Here is a 16,276-nt window from a genome sequence, read left to right as displayed (position 1 = left end):
GTCAGTCAATCCGCCCGACGAAGCAGCCCAAAGGCGGCAGCGCCAGTCCGGCTTCTTCGAGAACGCCGGCAGGAGAGCCGGCGGCGTCGACGGCGAGAGCAACCACCTCGACACCGCCCAAATCGGGCGGCAGCGCCCAGCCTGCCGGCTCACCGGCGAAATTGAAGACGCAGAGCAGCCTTTCGCCATCACGCTCGCGAATGAAGGCCAGCACGTCGCCCCCGGCATCGAGAAAGCGGATCGAACCGCTGATCAGGGCCGGATGGCGCTTGCGCAAGGCAAGCATCGAACGGTAGGCCGACAGCACCGAGTGATCCTTGCCGTTCTGGACGTCGACGGCGCGGCTGCGATGGCCTGCCGGAACCGGAAGCCACGGCTTGCCTAGGGAAAAGCCGGCATTGTCGGCGCCGGCCTCCCAGACCATCGGCGTGCGGCAGCCATCCCTGCCCTTGACCCCCGGCCAGAAGCGGATGCCGACCGGATCGCGCAGATCCTCGAAGGCCAGTTCCGCCTCTTCCAGTCCGAGTTCCTCACCCTGGTAGAGACAGATCGATCCGCGCAGGCAGGACAGCAGTACAATCGAGAACCTCGCCACGGCATCCGGATCGTCGCCGGGTCTTGTCCAGCGGCTGACATGGCGCACGACATCATGGTTGGAGAAGGCCCAGCAGACCCAGCCATCGGCGACGGCAGCCGCGAACGCCTCGACGCAGCCGCGCACATGCGCGGCCGAGAATTGCGGCCCGAGCAGGTCGAAAGTGTAGCACATGTTGAGCTTGTCGCCGCCGGAGGTATAGGCGGCGAGCGTTTGCAGCGAGCGAGTTTCGTCACCGACCTCGCCGACGGCGGCGCGGCCTCCATACTCGTCGAGCAGCGCCCGGAAGCGCTTGAGGAAAGCGAGGTTTTCCGGCTGTGTCTTGTCGAACAGATGTTCCTGATAGAGATAGCTATTGGTTTCAGCGTTGGTGCCGGCGACACTTGACGCCAAGGGCGGATTGCTGCGTAGCCAGCGGTCATGGACATAATAGTTGACCGTGTCCAGCCGAAAGCCATCGACGCCTCGTTCCAGCCAGAACCGCACCGTGTCCAGAAGCGCATCCTGGACCTCGGGATTGTGGAAATTCAGATCCGGCTGCGAGGCCAGGAAATTGTGCATGTAATATTGCCTGCGGGTCGAGTCCCACTCCCAGGCCGGGCCGCCGAAGAGCGATAGCCAGTTGTTGGGCGCGCTGCCATCGGGCCTGGCGTCGGCCCAGACATACCAATCGGCCTTGGGATTGTCGCGGCTGGCGCGGCTTTCGACGAACCAGTCGTGCTTGTCGGAGGAATGCGACAGCACCTGATCGATGATGATCTTCAGGCCGAGCCGGTGGGCTTCGGCAACCAGCGCATCGAAATCCTCTGATATGCCGAACATCGGATCGACCGCGCAGTAATCCGACACGTCGTAGCCCATGTCGGCCATTGGCGACTTGAAGAAAGGCGACAGCCAGACTGCATCGACGCCAAGCGAAGCAACATGAGCAAGCCGCGACGTGATACCCTTGAGATCGCCGCTGCCGTCGCCAGTCGTATCCTGGAAGGAACGCGGATAGATCTGGTAGATGACGCAACCGCGCCACCACTCGGTCTTCTCGTCGGCCATCACGCACCCTTCCCGGCACGGGCTGTGCCGGCCCTGCGCTCAATCATGAAATTCACACTGCGGCCCGGCAGCGGCCGTGCAGAGCCGATCGCCTGCGTTTCGATCGCCTGGCGCCACTCGAACCCTTCGCGCGCCGGCAAGGTGAAGACACATTGGCGGCGGTCGCCGTTGACCATGACGGCAAGGCGGCCGCCTCCGGTATCGCCGAGCAGCATGACGAGCCGGTGTCGCGAGGGATCGTTCCAGTCCGCTTCGCCAAATGGCGCGCCGGTCTCGGTCAACCAGGCGACGTCGGGAATGTCTGACGCATCTGCCGCCTTCCCGGTCAGAAAATGCGTGTCCGAGAGCGCCGGCACGGCGCGGCGCAGCGTGGCGAGCAAGACCGCGTATCCTTCCAGCGCCCGGTCGCGTCCAGCCCAGTCGAGCCAGGTGATCCCGTTATCCTGCGCATAGGCATTGTTGTTGCCCTTCTGCGTGCGGCCGAATTCGTCGCCCGCCGTCAGCATGATGGTGCCGCGCGAGGCAAAGAGCGTGGCCAGCAGCGCGCAATGGTCATCGAAGCGGGCCTTGGCGACAGCCGCGTCCGATGTGGTGCCCTCGATACCGTTGTTCCATGACAGGTTCTCGCTGTGGCCGTCCCGGTTCTGCTCGCCATTGGCGTCATTGTGCTTGTGCTCGTAGGCGACGATGTCGGCCAGCGTCATGCCGTCATGCGCGGCGATGAAATTGACGGAGCGGCCGGTGCGCTGCCCTGCCCTGCCGAACACATCGGACGAGCCGGCAAGCCGTGTCGCCAGCGTGCCGACCATGCCTGCATCGCCGCGCCAAAAGCGTCTGACATCGTCGCGATATTTGTCGTTCCATTCGAGGAAGGGCGGGGGGAAATTGCCGAGCTGGTAGCCGTCCCGCCCGATATCCCAAGGCTCGGCGATCAGCGCCCGGTCGCCAAGAACCGGATCGTTCCGGATAGCTTTCAGCAACGGCGCATCGGGATCGAAAACCCCTTCGACACGGCCCAGAACAGGCGCCAGATCGAAACGGAAGCCATCGACGCCGGCATGGCCGACAAAATGGCGAAGCGTATCGAGGACCATTTCCTGGACAACCGGATGGTCGCAGGCAACCGTGTTGCCGGTGCCGGTGTCGTTGGCCAGCCCGCCGTCCGCCGCGTGCCGGTAGTAGGCGCGGTTGTCGAGGCCGCGCAGCGACAGTGTCGGCCCCAGCCTGTCGCTTTCGCCGGTATGGTTGAACACAAGGTCGAGAATTGTGCCGATGCCCGCCTCACGCAGCATGGCGACAGTCTGCCGCAACTCAGCCAGCCCGCCGGGCGCAAGACGCGGGTCGAGCGCCATGAAGGTCACGGGATTGTAGCCCCAGGCGTTGCGCAGCCCGAGCGGCGGCAAATGCCGCTCGTCGATCGATGCGGTCACCGGCATCAGTTCGACGGCGCCGACACCGAGTCTTTTCAGATGCTCGACAATCACCGGATGAGCGAGTGCTGCAATCGTGCCGCGCTGTTTTTCGGGGATGTCCGGATGCAGCATGGTGAAGGCGCGCACCGGCACTTCATAGATCAGTCCGCCGGGCCGGAAGAGCGGCGGCAAGACAGGCAGCGGTTTCGGCGAAGCGCCGGCAATCGCCTTCGGCATCAGCGGAGCGGTGTCGGCGCCCTCGCCTCGACGCGCAGCGAGCCTGCCGTCATAGGCATAAGGCCTGTCGACCTCCAGGGCATAGGGATCGACGAGCAGCTTGTCGGGATCGAACCAGAATCCGCGCTCGGGCGCGTAGTCGCCGTCGGCGCGGAAGCCGTATCGCGTGCCGGCGGCAAGGCCGGCGACGAAAAGCGCATGAACGCCCTCGCCTTCCGGCTGGAGTTCCTGCCGGTCGAGCTCGCGGTTTCCCTGCTTGTCGAAGATCGAGACCCAGAGCTTGCTGGCCGATGACGACCGGGCGGCAAAGCGGATGCCTTCGTTGGTGATGGTTGCGCCGAGCTGGCTCACGCGAACCAGCCTTGCGGTGCATTGCCGCAAACGCTCGGGATTGGCCGAGGCCGCCTCCACTTCGTCATCCCAGGGCGAAGCAGGAGCGAAGCTCCGTCGCGAAGACCCAGGGATCCATGCCGTAACCTCGATCGAAGAGTGCAACGGAGCAGAATTCTGCACCGTAACGGCGCCCTGATGTCACGGCATGGATCTTGGGGTCTGCGCCGCGTCGCTTCGCGCCTTGCTCCGCCCCAGGATGACGAAGCGATAGGCGTTTTGGCCAATCTCCAAAGCCTCAAGTAATGACGCTCGGCTTGTTACGGCCGGTGTGGCTCTTGATGCCGGCAATATCATCGGCCGCCGCGATCAGATCGGCCAGCGCTTCCTGCGTGTCGAGATCGTGCCTCGACTTGTCCGGCTCGTAGCGCTCGATATAGACGCGGATCGTCGCGCCCGAGGTGCCGGTGCCGGAAAGGCGGAAGACGACACGTGATCCGCCTTCGAATAGCACCCTGATGCCCTGGTTCTTGCTCACCGAACCGTCGACCGGGTCATGGTAGGCGAAGTCGTCGGCGCTGGCGATTGTCATGCCGCGCACGCTGGTACCGGGCAGCGCACCAAGCTTGGCGCGCAATTCGTCGACCAGTGCATTGGCGCGCTCGGTCTCGACTTCCTCATAGTCGTGGCGCGAGTAGTAGTTGCGGCCATAGGTCGCCCAATGCTCGGTGACGACCTGCCTAGCGCTTTCGCCGCGCGCGGCCAGGATGTTGAGCCACAAAAGCACGGCCCACAGGCCGTCCTTTTCGCGGACATGGTTGGAGCCGGTGCCGGCGCTTTCCTCGCCGCAGATCGTCGCCATGCCGGCATCGAGCAGATTGCCGAAGAATTTCCAGCCGGTCGGCGTCTCGTAGATGCCGATGCCGAGTTTTTCCGCGACGCGGTCGGCGGCACCGCTGGTCGGCATCGAGCGGGCTATGCCTTTGAGGCCGTCTTTGTAGCCGGGCGCCAGGCGGGCATTGGCGGCGAGCATGGCGACCGAATCGGACGGGGTGACGAAAATGCCCTTGCCGATGATCAAATTGCGGTCGCCGTCGCCATCGGAAGCGGCGCCGAAATCCGGCGCATCCGGTCCCATCATCTCGTCATAGAGATGCTTGGCATGGACGAGGTTTGGGTCCGGATGGTGGCCGCCGAAATCCGGCAGCGGCTTGAAATTGCGGCAGGTGCCGTTGGGCGCGCCAAGCCGGTTTTCGAGGATCTCCTTGGCGTAGGGGCCGGTCACCGCATGCATGGCGTCGAAGCGCATGCGGAAGCCCGACTTGAACAATTTGCGCAACGCGTCGAAATCGAACAGGCTTTCCATCAGCTCGGCGTAGTCGGCAACCGGATCGATGATCTCGACGGTCATGCCGCCTGCCTCGACCGTGCCGATTCTGTCGATGTCGATCGGCTCGACATCGGCGATCTTGAAGCTCGAAATCGCCTTGGTCCTGGCGAAGATCGCGTCGGTCAGCTTTTCCGGCGCCGGACCGCCATTGCCGGCATTGTACTTGATGCCGAAATCCTCGTGCGGGCCGCCTGGATTGTGGCTCGCCGACAGGATGATGCCGCCGAACGTCTTGTATTTGCGGATAACGTGCGAAGCCGCCGGCGTCGACAATATGCCGCCCTGCCCGACCATCACCTTGCCGAAGCCGTTGGCCGCCGCCATGGCGATGGCCTTCTGGATGACTTCGCGGTTGTAGAAGCGGCCGTCGCCGCCAATCACCAGGGTCTTGCCCTTGAAGCCGTCCAAGGCGTCGAAGATCGACTGGATGAAGTTCTCGGCATAGTGCTCCTGCTGGAACACCGGCACCTTCTTGCGCAGCCCGGACGTGCCGGGCTTCTGGTCGGGATAGGGTTTGGTGGCGACGGTGCGTATCATGCGTCAGGCAGCCCTTTTTGAAAGCAGCAAGCGGTAGAGTTCAACGTATTTTTCGGCGCTCTTGTCCCACGACACATCGGCCTTCATGCCTTGCTTCTGCATCGAGGTCCAGACGGTAGAGGCGCCGTGCGCCTCTACGAGGCGGCGGATGGCGTGCAGCAAGGCGCCGCCATTGTTGGGCGCGAACTGGAATCCGGTCGCGACGCCGGCCGAGACGGCTGCCTCATTGGCGTCAATGACAGTGTCTGCCAGGCCGCCGGTGCGGGCAACGACCGGCACACAGCCGTAGCGCAGGCCGTAAAGCTGCGTCAGCCCGCAAGGCTCGAAGCGCGAGGGAATGACAATGGCATCGCAACCGCCCTGCATGGTGTGGGACAGGCCCTCGTCCCAGCCGATAACGACGCCGACACGGCCGCGATGGCGGGCTGCCGCGGCGAGCAGCGCGCCTTCGAGGCCGGCGTCGCCGGATCCCAGGATGGCAAGGCGCGCACCCGCCGCGACTATGCCGTCGACGACGGCCGCCAATATGTCCATGCCCTTCTGCCAGGTCAGCCGGCTGATGACGCAAACGATCGGACTGTCGTCGCGGTCAAGGCTGAAACGATCCTCGACGGCAACCCTGTTGGGCGTTCGCGCCTGCAACGTCCTGGCTGTGTAGCTGGAGACCAGATGCGTGTCGGTTTCCGGGTTCCAGATCTCGGTGTCGATACCGTTGACGATGCCGTGGAGATCGGTGGAGCGCATGTTGATCAGGCCGTCGAGGCCCATGCCGAATTCCGGCAAGCGGATTTCCTGGGCGTAGGTCGGGCTGACCGTGGTGATCGCCCAGGCGGCCTGCAGGCCGGCCTTGAGGAAGCCGACACCGCCATAATATTCGACGCCGTCGAGCGCCATGGCCACCGCGGGCAGGCCAAGCTCGCCGAAGATGCCGGCGCCGAACCGGCCCTGGAAGGCGAGATTGTGGACGGTGATCATCGACGGCGTGCCGACCGCCTTGCCGTAGCGCATATAGGCCAGCGCCATCGCCGACTGCCAGTCATGAGCATGGACGATGTCGGGCTTGTAGCCGGAGATGGCGCCGCCGGCGATGTCGCCGCCAACCTGGCTCAGCGCCGCGAAGCGCCGCCAATTGTCCGGCCAGTCGGCGCCGCTCGCGTTGCCGTAGGGACCGCCGGGGCGGTCGAAGAGATGCGGCGCGTCCAGCACGAACAGGTCGAGCCCGGCGATCGCAACGGCATGGACCGAAGCCTTGCCTCCCTGCAGCAGCGGATATTGGTGAACGGCTTTCTTTTTCTTGAAGGCATCCATCACCTGGGGATAGCCGGGAATGAGCGTGCGCATGGTCACCCCCTTGCCGGCAAGCGCGACCGGCAAGGCGCCGGTCACGTCGGCAAGCCCGCCTGTCTTGATCAGCGGGAATATTTCGGGCGTGACCGACAGAACCTGCATGCGATTACGATCCCAGCCTGTCGACCATATCCTGCGTGATGAGGCAGATGCCCTTTTCGGAAACGCGGAAGCGCTTGGCGTCAAGAGCAGGATCCTCGCCGACCACGAGGCCCTCCGGTATCCTTACGCCATGGTCGATGACCACACGCTTCAACTTTGCGTTCCGGCCGACATGACAGTCCGGAAGCATGACGACTTCTTCCAGCGTCGAATAGGAATTGATCCGCGCGCCGGTGAAGATCAGGCTTCTTTTCAGTGAAGCTCCCGAGACGATACAGTCGCCCGAGACGAGCGAGGACACGGCCGAACCGCGGCGGCCATCCTCGTCATGCACGAACTTTGCCGGCGGCTTCAGCTCGGCATAGGTCCAGATCGGCCAGTCGCGGTCGTAAAGGTCGAGTTCCGGTGTCACGTCGGTGAGGTCGATATTGGCCTCCCAATAAGCGTCGACGGTTCCGACGTCGCGCCAGTAGGCCTCGTTCTCGGCGGTCGAGCGCACGCAGGATTTGGCGAAGCGATGGGCGATCGCCTTTCCGTGCTCGACGATATAGGGGATGATATCCTTGCCGAAATCGCGGCTTGAGCCCGGTTCTGCGGCATCGCGGCGCAACTGCTCCATCAGGAACTTGGTCTTGAAGACATAGATGCCCATCGAGGCCAGCGCGAACTCCGGTTTGTCGGGAATGCCGGGCGGGTCGGCCGGCTTTTCAACGAAGGCGATGATGTTGTCCTTGGCATCGACATGCATGACGCCGAAGCCGGTCGCTTCCATGCGCGGCACTTCGAGGCAGCCCACGGTGACATCGGCACCGGCGTCGACATGCTGGCCAAGCATCAGCTCGTAGTCCATCTTGTAGATGTGGTCGCCGGCAAGGATCACCATGTATTCGGGCCCGTAGGCCTCGATGATGTCGATGTTCTGGTAGACGGCATCGGCGGTGCCTTCATACCATTGCGTTTCCGATACGCGCTGGCTGGCCGGCAGGATGTCGAAGCTCTCGTTGCGCTCAGGGCGCAGGAAGTTCCAGCCGCGCTGCAAGTGCCGGATCAGCGAATGCGCCTTGTACTGGGTGGCGACGCCGAGGCGGCGGATGCCTGAGTTCAGCGCATTCGAGAGCGCAAAATCGATGATGCGCGTCTTGCCGCCGAAATAGACCGCCGGCTTGGCGCGCCGGTCGGTCAATTCCTTGAGGCGGCTGCCGCGCCCGCCGGCCAGCACATAGGCCATGGCATCGCGGGCCAGCGGCTGGGTTCGTTTTGTCTCTGCCATTTTCTACCCTCCCAATTTACTCAGTCCGGAAATAACTCAGTCCGGAGCAAATTCGAGCATGATCGTCGACAGCGGCGGCAAAAGCATCGTCGCCGATATGCTTGCTCCATCCGCCCGCGCCTCGACGACGCCATCATTGCCCTTGCCGGAACCGCCATAATCGGCAGCGTCCGTGTTGATGATCTCGCGCCATTTGCCGGCCTGCGGCAGCGGCACGCGGTAATTGTCGCGCGGCACCGGCGTGAAATTGGAGATGACAGCAACAGGATTTCCGTCCGGCGCGCTGCGCAGCCAGGCAAACACCGAGTTCGCGCTGTCGTCGACGATCAGCCAGGAAAAGCCCTCGGGCTCGCAGTCGCGCCCATGCAGGGCCGGGCGCGAACGGTAGAGATAGTTGAGATCGCGCACCGTCTGCCAGACACCGCGATGCAGCCGGAAATCGAGCAGGTTCCAGTCCAGCGCGCGCGCCTCGCTCCACTCGCGGCGCTGGGCGAATTCCTGTCCCATGAACAAAAGCTTCTTGCCGGGGTAGCCCCACATGAAGGCGTAGTAGGCGCGCAGTGTCGCGAATTTCTGCCAGTCGTCGCCGGCCATCTTGTTAAGCAGCGTGCCTTTGCCGTGCACGACTTCGTCATGGGAGAGCGGCAGCACGAAATTCTCGGAGAAGGCGTAGACCAGGCCGAAGGTGATGTCGTTGTGGTGATGCTTGCGGAAGATCGGCTCCTTGGAGAAGTACTCCAGCGTGTCGTGCATGAAGCCCATGTTCCACTTGAAGCCGAAGCCCAGTCCGCCTTCATGCACCGGCTGCGAAACCTTCGGCCAGGAGGTCGATTCCTCGGCGATCGTCATCACGCCCGGATGGTGGCCGTAGACTTCCTTGTTCATCCTCTGCAGGAAGCTGACTGCTTCGAGGTTTTCGCGCCCGCCCTTGTCGTTGGGAATCCATTCGCCGGCCTTGCGTGAATAATCGAGGTAGAGCATCGAGGCGACCGCATCCACGCGCAAGCCGTCTACATGGTATTTCTCGGCCCAGAACAGCGCATTGTTGACGAGAAAGGAGACGACCTCGCGCCGGCCGAAATTGTAGATCGCGGTGTTCCAGTCGGGATGAAAGCCCTTGCGCGGGTCGGCATGCTCGTAGAGCGCGGTGCCGTCGAACTTGGCCAGACCATGCTCGTCCACCGGGAAATGCGCCGGCACCCAGTCGAGGATGACGCCGATGCCGGCGCGGTGGGCGCCGTCGACGAAACGGGCAAACCCATCCGGATCGCCGAAGCGCGCCGACGGCGCGTAGAGACCGGTCGTCTGGTAGCCCCAGGACGGATCATAGGGATGTTCGGAGATCGGCATGAATTCGATATGGGTGAAGCCCGTATCGACGACATAGGGGATCAGTCTATGCGCGAGTTCGTCCCACGACAGGAAGCTGCCATCGTCGTTGAGCTGCCAGGAACCGGCGTGCACCTCATAGATAGATACCGCTTCGCGCCTGTGGTCGGCATTGCGCCAGAAATTGCGGTGCGCCTCGTCGCCCCATTCATGCGCCGGCGGAAGTGCTGTCACCGAAGCGGTGGCCGGGCGCAGTTCGGACCTGAAGGCAAACGGATCCGCCTTGAGCGGCAGCCGCACGCCGTCGGGGCCGATGATCTCGTATTTGTAGGGCCGGCCCGCACCGATATCGGGAACGAACAATTCCCAGATGCCGGTGTCGCGGCGGTCGCGCATCGGGTGCCGGCGGCCATCCCATTCGTTAAAGTCGCCGACGACAGAGACGCGCTTGGCATTGGGCGCCCACACCGCGAAATGCACGCCGGATGCACCCTCGTGATCGATCAGATGCGCGCCGAGCTTGTCGAACAGCCTGAGATGCGATCCTTCCGCGATGTAGTAATCGTCGAGCGGCCCAAGCACCGGACCGAAGGAATAAGGGTCGGTCAGCCACCAGTCACCGCCGGCGTTCCTGGCGTGATAGCGTAGCGGCTGGCGTTTCCTGAGCGACAGTCTGCCCTCGAAGAAACCGCCGTCGTCGCGCCGCGACAGTTCGCCCACCTTCTTGCCGGTCAGCGTATAGGCGGTAATGGACTCCGCATGCGGAACGAAGCAGCGGGCGACAAATCCCTTGCCTGCCTCCTGCACGCCGAGGACAGCAAACGGATCGCCATGCGTACCGGCGACAATCGCCGCGACATCGCCGGCTGGCGCCAGTCCGTCCGGCCCGCTTGTCGCAGCGGTCACGCGCGGCTTCCTCATCAGGCAGTGTCCCTCCCCGGCACCAAATGTTTGTTTTTAGTGGAATTTTGAATTCGACATTCGCGTTGCCGCCTGGCGCGCTCCTCTGCGGTGCGAAGGTCAAACTCACCCCACTTGCTCGTGGCCTATGCAATCATATCAAACGGGTACGTTCCAGATTTCTTTCGCATATTGACGGATGGTGCGATCGGAAGAGAACCAGCCGACGCGCGCGACATTGCGGATCGCCTTGGCGTACCAGTCCGGGCTGTTGCGCCAAACCGCGTCGACGGCGCGCTGCGCGTCGGCATAGGCATCGAAATCGGCCGCCACCATGAACCAGTCGCTCTGATAGAGACCGTTGATCAGCTCACGATAACGCTCCGGATCGTCAGGCGAGAAGACGCCCGACGAAACAGCGGCCACCGCTTGCGCCAGTTCGGGCGATCCTTCGATCACGGATCGCGGATTGTAGCCGTTGCCGCGCCGCTCGGCGACCTCGGCGGTGGTCAGGCCGAAGATGAAGATGTTGTCGTCGCCGACGCATTCCTTGATCTCGACATTGGCGCCGTCGAGCGTGCCGATGGTCAGCGCGCCGTTGAGGGCAAACTTCATGTTGCCGGTGCCGGAGGCTTCCATGCCGGCGGTCGAGATCTGTTCGGAAAGGTCGGCCGCCGGCATCATGATCTCGGCCAGGCTGACATTGTAGTTCGGCACGAACACCACTTTCAGCAGGCCGCGAACGGCCGGGTCGCGGTTGATGACCTTGGCGACATCATTGGCGAGTTTGATGATCAGCTTGGCGTTGTGATAGCTCGGCGCCGCCTTGCCGCCGAAGAATTTTACGCGAGGCATCCAGTCGCGCTCGGGATGGGAGCGGATCTGGTCGTAGAGCGCGATCGCTTCGAGGATGTTCAGGAGCTGCCGCTTGTATTCGTGGATGCGCTTGACCTGGATGTCGAACAGCGCCGAGGGATCGACCTTGATGCCGAGGCGGTCGGCAACGAGATTGGCGAGCCTCACCTTGTTCGCCCGTTTGACGGCGGCGAATTTCTCGCGGAAAGCGGCGTCGTCGGCAAAGGCGTCGAGACCCTTGATGGCATCGATGTCGTCCATGAAGCGGTCGCCGATCGCCTCGCGGGTCAAAGCGGTCAGGCCGGGATTGCACTGGATCAGCCAGCGCCGCGGCGTGATGCCGTTGGTCTTGTTGTTGATGCGGTCCGGATAGAGCTTGTGAAGGTCGGCAAACACCGTCTGCTTCATCAATTCGGTATGCAGCGCCGAGACGCCGTTGATCGAGTGCGAGCCGACAAAGGCCAGATTGCCCATGCGCACCCGGCGGTCGCCATTCTCCTGGATCAGCGAGATGCGGCTGATCTGTTCGCCGGAGAACTGGTCGGAGGCGCGTGCCTCAAGCAGCACCTCGGCGTTGATGGCGTAGACGATCTGCATGTGGCGCGGCAGCAACCGCTCGAACAGCGGCACCGGCCAGCTTTCGAGCGCTTCGGGAAGCAGCGTGTGGTTGGTGTAGCCGAAGGTGCGCCTGGTGATGCTCCAGGCAAGGTCGAAATCCATGCCGTGGACATCCATCAACAGGCGCATCAACTCAGGCACCGCGATGGCCGGATGAGTGTCGTTGAGATGGATCGCCGCCTTGTCGGGCAGCGATTGCAGGTCGCCATACTGGCTGAGATGGCGCTGGAGAATGTCCTGCAGCGATGCGGTGGAGAAGAAATACTCTTGCCGCAGCCGCAGCTCCTGCCCGGCTTTGTGGGAATCGGCGGGGTAAAGGACGCGCGACAAGGCATCGGCCTTGTTGCTTTCGGCCAGCGCGCCGATGTGGTCGCCGGCGTTGAATTTGTCGAGCAGGATCGGATCGATCGGCATGCCGGACCAGAGGCGCAGCGTGTTGACGCGCTTGGCCCGCCAGCCGACCACCGGCGTATCATAGGCGACGGCGAGCACATGTTCGGTCGGCTTCCAGACATGGCGCTCGAGGCGGCCGTCCTTCGAGGTGATCGATTCCACCGAGCCGCCGAAGCCGACCTCGAAGGAGCGTTCGCGCCGCTCGAACTCCCAGGAATTGCCGTGATCGAGCCAGGTCTCGGGCAGCTCCACCTGCCAGCCGTCGTGGATTTCCTGCCGGAACATGCCGTTGGCGTAGCGAATGCCGTAGCCATGCGCCGGGATATCGACAGTCGCCATGCTTTCCATGAAGCAGGCGGCGAGGCGGCCGAGACCGCCATTGCCAAGGGCCGCATCCGGTTCGAGCGCGGCGATGAGGTCAAGGTCGACGCCAAGCGACGACAGGGCTTCGCGCATATTGTCCATCAGGCCGAGATTGGAGAAGGCGTCGCGCATCAGGCGGCCGATGAGGAATTCGAGCGACAAATAGTAGACGCGCTTTTCCTGCTGGGCGTAAGCCTCTTGCGTCGCCTGCATCCAGTGATCGACGATGCGGTCGCGCACCACCTTGATCGACGCGGTGAGCCAGTCGTACTGGGTGGCGACGGTGGTGCCCTTGCCGACCCTGTATTTGAGGGCCAGCAAGACTTCGTCAGCAAGGGTCTTGGGATCGGGGATTTCGAGAAAGGGGGCTTCGGATGTCATCGCGCGTGTCATGTCGCCTCTCGTGCGGTTGCCATGATCATACCGGCTTTCACCATTCCTCCCAGCCCATGCTAGCGCATATGGCCATATGTTCAATCGATTTAGGCAGCCACGGGGCAAGGTAGCCCTGCGGCAATTTGGCAATTCAGGCCACCCGCAAGCGCCTCAGGCAGCGAGCGCTGCTTCAGGCGGCAGCTTGGCTCCGGTCATGAAGGCGACAGCGTCGGACATCGTATATTGCTTGGGATCGATGACGCAGAGGCGACGGCCCAGCCGATGGATGTGGATGCGGTCCGCCACCTCGAAGACATGCGGCATGTTGTGCGAGATGAGCACGATCGGCAGGCCGCGCTTCTTGACGTCGAGGATCAGCTCGAGCACGCGGCGGCTCTCCTTGACGCCAAGCGCGGCCGTCGGCTCGTCCATGATCACCATCTTCGAACCGAAGGCGGCGGCGCGCGCCACCGCCACGCCCTGGCGCTGGCCGCCCGAAAGCGTCTCCACCGCCTGGCTGATGTTCTGGATGGTCATCAGGCCAAGTTCGGTGAGCTTGTCGCGGGCGCGCTTTTCCATCGCCGGCCGGTCGAGCATGCGCAGCCATTCGCCCAGAAGGCCCGGCTTGCGGATCTCGCGGCCGAGGAACATGTTGTCGGCGATCGACAGCGCCGGCGACAGCGCCAGGTTCTGGTAGACGGTTTCGATGCCGGCTTCGCGGGCCTCCATCGGCGATTTGAAGGCGACGGGTTTGCCTTCAAGCCGGATCTCGCCCTCGTCGGGCACGGCCGCGCCGGAAATCGCCTTGATCAGGGACGACTTGCCGGCGCCATTGTCGCCGATGACGGCAAGGATTTCGCCGGGATAGAGGTCGAAGTCGGCATTGTCGAGGGCGGTGACACGGCCGTAGCGCTTGACCAGGCCGCGCGCGGTGAGGATGGGTTCCTGGGTCATGGCTATGCCGAAACCTTTCTGATCCATTGGTCGATCGCCACGGCGCCGATGATCAGCACACCGGTAAGCAGCACTTTCCATTGCGGATCGGCGCCCAGCATGTTGAGGCCCATCGAGACGACGCCGACGATCATCGCGCCGAACAGCGTGCCCAGAATTGAGCCGCGGCCGCCGAACAGGGAAATACCGCCGATCACCGTCGCGGTGATCGCCTGCAGATTGTAGTCGGTGACGGCGGCGGACGGCGAGATCGAGCCGTTGCGGCCGATGGAGACCCAGGCGGCAAAGGCGGCGATCAGCCCGGCCAGGGTGTAGACCGTCATCAAGACCTTTTTGGTCTGGATGCCCGACAGCTTCGCCGCCTCCTGATCATCGCCAACGGCGTAGACATGGCGGCCCCATGCGGTGTGATTGAGCACGTACCACAGGATCAGAACAAGCACTACCGTGGCAATGACGCCGAGCGTCAGCACCGCCGTGCCGACCTTGAAGCTCAGGGCAAACAGATGCAGCAGCGGCGCCTGGGTGTTGACGTCGGTGTCGCGGATCGTCTCATTGGCCGAATAGATGAAGTTCGTGGCCATGACGATGTTCCAGGTGCCCAGCGTCACGATGAAGGGCGGCAGCTTCATGTAGGCCACCAGCACTCCGTTGAGCAGCCCGCAGGCCGCTCCGGCGGCAAGCCCGATTGCCACTGCGAGCACGCTCGGCATACCGTAGCTGACCGCGCAATTTCCCATGATCACAGCCGAGATCACCATGATCACGCCGATCGACAGATCGATGCCTGCGGTAAGGATGACCAGCGTCTGCGCGGCCCCGAGAATGCCGACGATGGCGATCTGCTGCAGGATCAGTGTCAGCGTGTAGGACGAAAAGAACCGCCCTCCGATCGTCATGCCGAAGATGATGATCGCCAGAACCAGCACGATCAGCGGCACCGCGGCCGGCGTTGAATGCAGGAAATGCTGGATGCGCTTGACGGCCGATTTGTGCTCGTCAAAAGCCGCAACGCTTGTGTCGCTACTCGAGAGAACCTTCTCGAATTCCTGAGCTGCCTGAGCCATGCTTCCTCCCCGTCTGGGCCTCAGCCACGCGCTGACACCCGTCCACGCCCTTCCGGTCTGTCGCCGGGATTGTTTCGCGTATAAGTCGTCCATCGTCCACCCGAAGCGGCCGGGGATCAAGTCCCCCCGGCCGATCGGTTCTATTGCCGGTCAGACCAGCATCAGCCCCAGCACTTGGCGAGGCCTTCCTTGGTGTCGATGGACTTCACGCCGTTCGCGGGCTTGTCGGTCACCAAATTGACGCCCGTGTCGAAGAAATCCTTGCCTTCGGTCGGCTTTGGCTTGGTCCCATCCTTGGCGAAAGCGGCGATCGCCTCGATGCCGAGTGCGGCCATCTGCAGCGGATATTGCTGCGAGGTCGCACCGATCACGCCTTCCGTGACCGACTTCACGCCGGGGCAGCCGCCGTCGACCGACACGATCAGCACCTGGCTTTCGAGACCAACAGCCTTGAGCGCCTGATAGGCGCCGACGGCTGCCGGCTCGTTGATGGTGTGGATGACGTTGATGGTGTTGTCCTTCTGCAGAAGGTTTTCCATCGCCTTGCGGCCACCTTCCTCGTTGCCGTTGGTCACGTCGTGGCCGACGATGCGCGGATCGTCCTCATCGCCGATCTTGTTGGGGTCCTTCACATCGATGCCGTAGCCCATCATGAAGCCCTGGTCGCGCAGCACGTCCACCGTCGGCTGCGAGGGCGTCAGGTCGAGGAAGCCGATCTTGGCATCCTTGGCCTTGTCGCCAAGCGTCGCGGCGGCCCAGGCGCCGATCAGCTTGCCGGCTTCGAGATTGTCGGTTGCGAAAGTCGCGTCTGCTGCGTCGATCGGATCGAGCGGCGTGTCGAGCGCGATCACCAGCAGGCCGGCGTCACGCGCCTTCTTCACCGTCGGCACAATGCCTTTGGTGTCCGAGGCGGTGATCAGGATACCCTTGGCGCCGTCGGCGATGCAGCTCTCGATCGCCGCCACCTGGCTCTCGCTGTCGCCGTCGATCTTGCCTGCATAGGACTTCAGGTCGACGCCAAGCTCCTTGGCCTTGGCGGTCGCGCCTTCCTTCATCTTGACGAAGAACGGGTTGGTGTCGGTCTTGGTGATCAGGCAGGCGCCGACGCCGGCGGCCGATGCAGCAGAGGTGAACGCCATCAGGCCCAGCCCG

10 protein-coding genes are annotated in these 16,276 nt (G+C 63.3%); all 10 read right to left on the bottom strand.

Going from position 1 to position 16,276, the window contains the following annotated elements; genetic code table 11:
- Position 1 precedes the first annotated feature (1 nt).
- The 10 genes from bglA to MESS2_RS06895 all read right to left on the bottom strand — a co-directional run bounded on the left by bglA (position 2) and on the right by MESS2_RS06895 (position 16,263).
- The gene (gene bglA / locus MESS2_RS06940; protein WP_008873444.1) at positions 2–1,645 is read right to left on the bottom strand and encodes a beta-galactosidase BglA; all 1,644 of its coding nucleotides are present in this window, start codon (positions 1,643–1,645) and stop codon (positions 2–4) included.
- The gene (gene glgX, locus MESS2_RS06935; protein ID WP_040592386.1) at positions 1,645–3,645 is read right to left on the bottom strand and encodes a glycogen debranching protein GlgX; all 2,001 of its coding nucleotides are present in this window, start codon (positions 3,643–3,645) and stop codon (positions 1,645–1,647) included. The genes bglA and glgX overlap by 1 nt, the downstream gene beginning before the upstream one ends.
- A 277-nt stretch (positions 3,646–3,922) precedes the next feature.
- Positions 3,923–5,551, bottom strand: coding sequence for an alpha-D-glucose phosphate-specific phosphoglucomutase (locus tag MESS2_RS06930; protein ID WP_008873442.1), 1,629 nt, complete (start codon positions 5,549–5,551; stop codon positions 3,923–3,925).
- A 3-nt stretch (positions 5,552–5,554) separates the two neighbouring features.
- Entirely contained in the window at positions 5,555–7,000 is a 1,446-nt protein-coding gene (gene glgA / locus MESS2_RS06925; protein ID WP_008873441.1) for a glycogen synthase GlgA, read from the bottom strand.
- A 4-nt stretch (positions 7,001–7,004) separates the two neighbouring features.
- Positions 7,005–8,270, bottom strand: coding sequence for a glucose-1-phosphate adenylyltransferase (glgC, locus tag MESS2_RS06920; protein WP_008873440.1), 1,266 nt, complete (start codon positions 8,268–8,270; stop codon positions 7,005–7,007).
- Positions 8,271–8,306: 36 nt separating this feature from the next.
- Positions 8,307–10,520 (bottom strand): 1,4-alpha-glucan branching protein GlgB, encoded by a 2,214-nt coding sequence (gene glgB, locus MESS2_RS06915; protein ID WP_008873439.1) that lies wholly within the window; start codon positions 10,518–10,520, stop codon positions 8,307–8,309.
- A gap of 138 nt (positions 10,521–10,658) precedes the next feature.
- Entirely contained in the window at positions 10,659–13,121 is a 2,463-nt protein-coding gene (locus MESS2_RS06910; protein ID WP_008873438.1) for a glycogen/starch/alpha-glucan phosphorylase, read from the bottom strand.
- Between the two features lie 153 nt (positions 13,122–13,274).
- Positions 13,275–14,057 (bottom strand): ATP-binding cassette domain-containing protein, encoded by a 783-nt coding sequence (locus MESS2_RS06905; protein ID WP_040592375.1) that lies wholly within the window; start codon positions 14,055–14,057, stop codon positions 13,275–13,277.
- Positions 14,058–14,059: 2 nt separating this feature from the next.
- On the bottom strand, positions 14,060–15,124 hold the full coding sequence (locus MESS2_RS06900; RefSeq protein ID WP_008873436.1) for an ABC transporter permease: 1,065 nt from the start codon (positions 15,122–15,124) through the stop codon (positions 14,060–14,062).
- Between the two features lie 161 nt (positions 15,125–15,285).
- Positions 15,286–16,263 carry a sugar ABC transporter substrate-binding protein gene (locus MESS2_RS06895; protein ID WP_425277746.1) on the bottom strand — a complete coding sequence of 326 codons (978 nt, stop codon included), beginning with the start codon at positions 16,261–16,263 and terminating at the stop codon, positions 15,286–15,288.
- Positions 16,264–16,276 lie beyond the last annotated feature (13 nt).

The organism is Mesorhizobium metallidurans STM 2683, assembly GCF_000350085.1.
Lineage (GTDB): Bacteria > Pseudomonadota > Alphaproteobacteria > Rhizobiales > Rhizobiaceae > Mesorhizobium > Mesorhizobium metallidurans.
Note: the sequence above shows the minus strand (reverse complement) of the source record. Positions and strands in the feature narration are given on the sequence as shown.

Excerpts from the sequence above, each read along its gene's own strand:
- MESS2_RS06930 (WP_008873442.1), bottom strand. The coding sequence starts at position 5,551 with ATGATACGCACCGTCGCCACCAAACCCTATCCCGACCAGAAGCCCGGC.
- glgB (WP_008873439.1), bottom strand. The coding sequence starts at position 10,520 with ATGAGGAAGCCGCGCGTGACCGCTGCGACAAGCGGGCCGGACGGACTG.
- glgA (WP_008873441.1), bottom strand. The coding sequence starts at position 7,000 with ATGCAGGTTCTGTCGGTCACGCCCGAAATATTCCCGCTGATCAAGACA.
- MESS2_RS06905 (WP_040592375.1), bottom strand. The coding sequence starts at position 14,057 with ATGACCCAGGAACCCATCCTCACCGCGCGCGGCCTGGTCAAGCGCTAC.
- bglA (WP_008873444.1), bottom strand. The coding sequence starts at position 1,645 with ATGGCCGACGAGAAGACCGAGTGGTGGCGCGGTTGCGTCATCTACCAG.
- glgC (WP_008873440.1), bottom strand. The coding sequence starts at position 8,270 with ATGGCAGAGACAAAACGAACCCAGCCGCTGGCCCGCGATGCCATGGCC.
- MESS2_RS06910 (WP_008873438.1), bottom strand. The coding sequence starts at position 13,121 with ATGACACGCGCGATGACATCCGAAGCCCCCTTTCTCGAAATCCCCGAT.
- MESS2_RS06895 (WP_425277746.1), bottom strand. The coding sequence starts at position 16,263 with ATGGCGTTCACCTCTGCTGCATCGGCCGCCGGCGTCGGCGCCTGCCTG.
- MESS2_RS06900 (WP_008873436.1), bottom strand. The coding sequence starts at position 15,124 with ATGGCTCAGGCAGCTCAGGAATTCGAGAAGGTTCTCTCGAGTAGCGAC.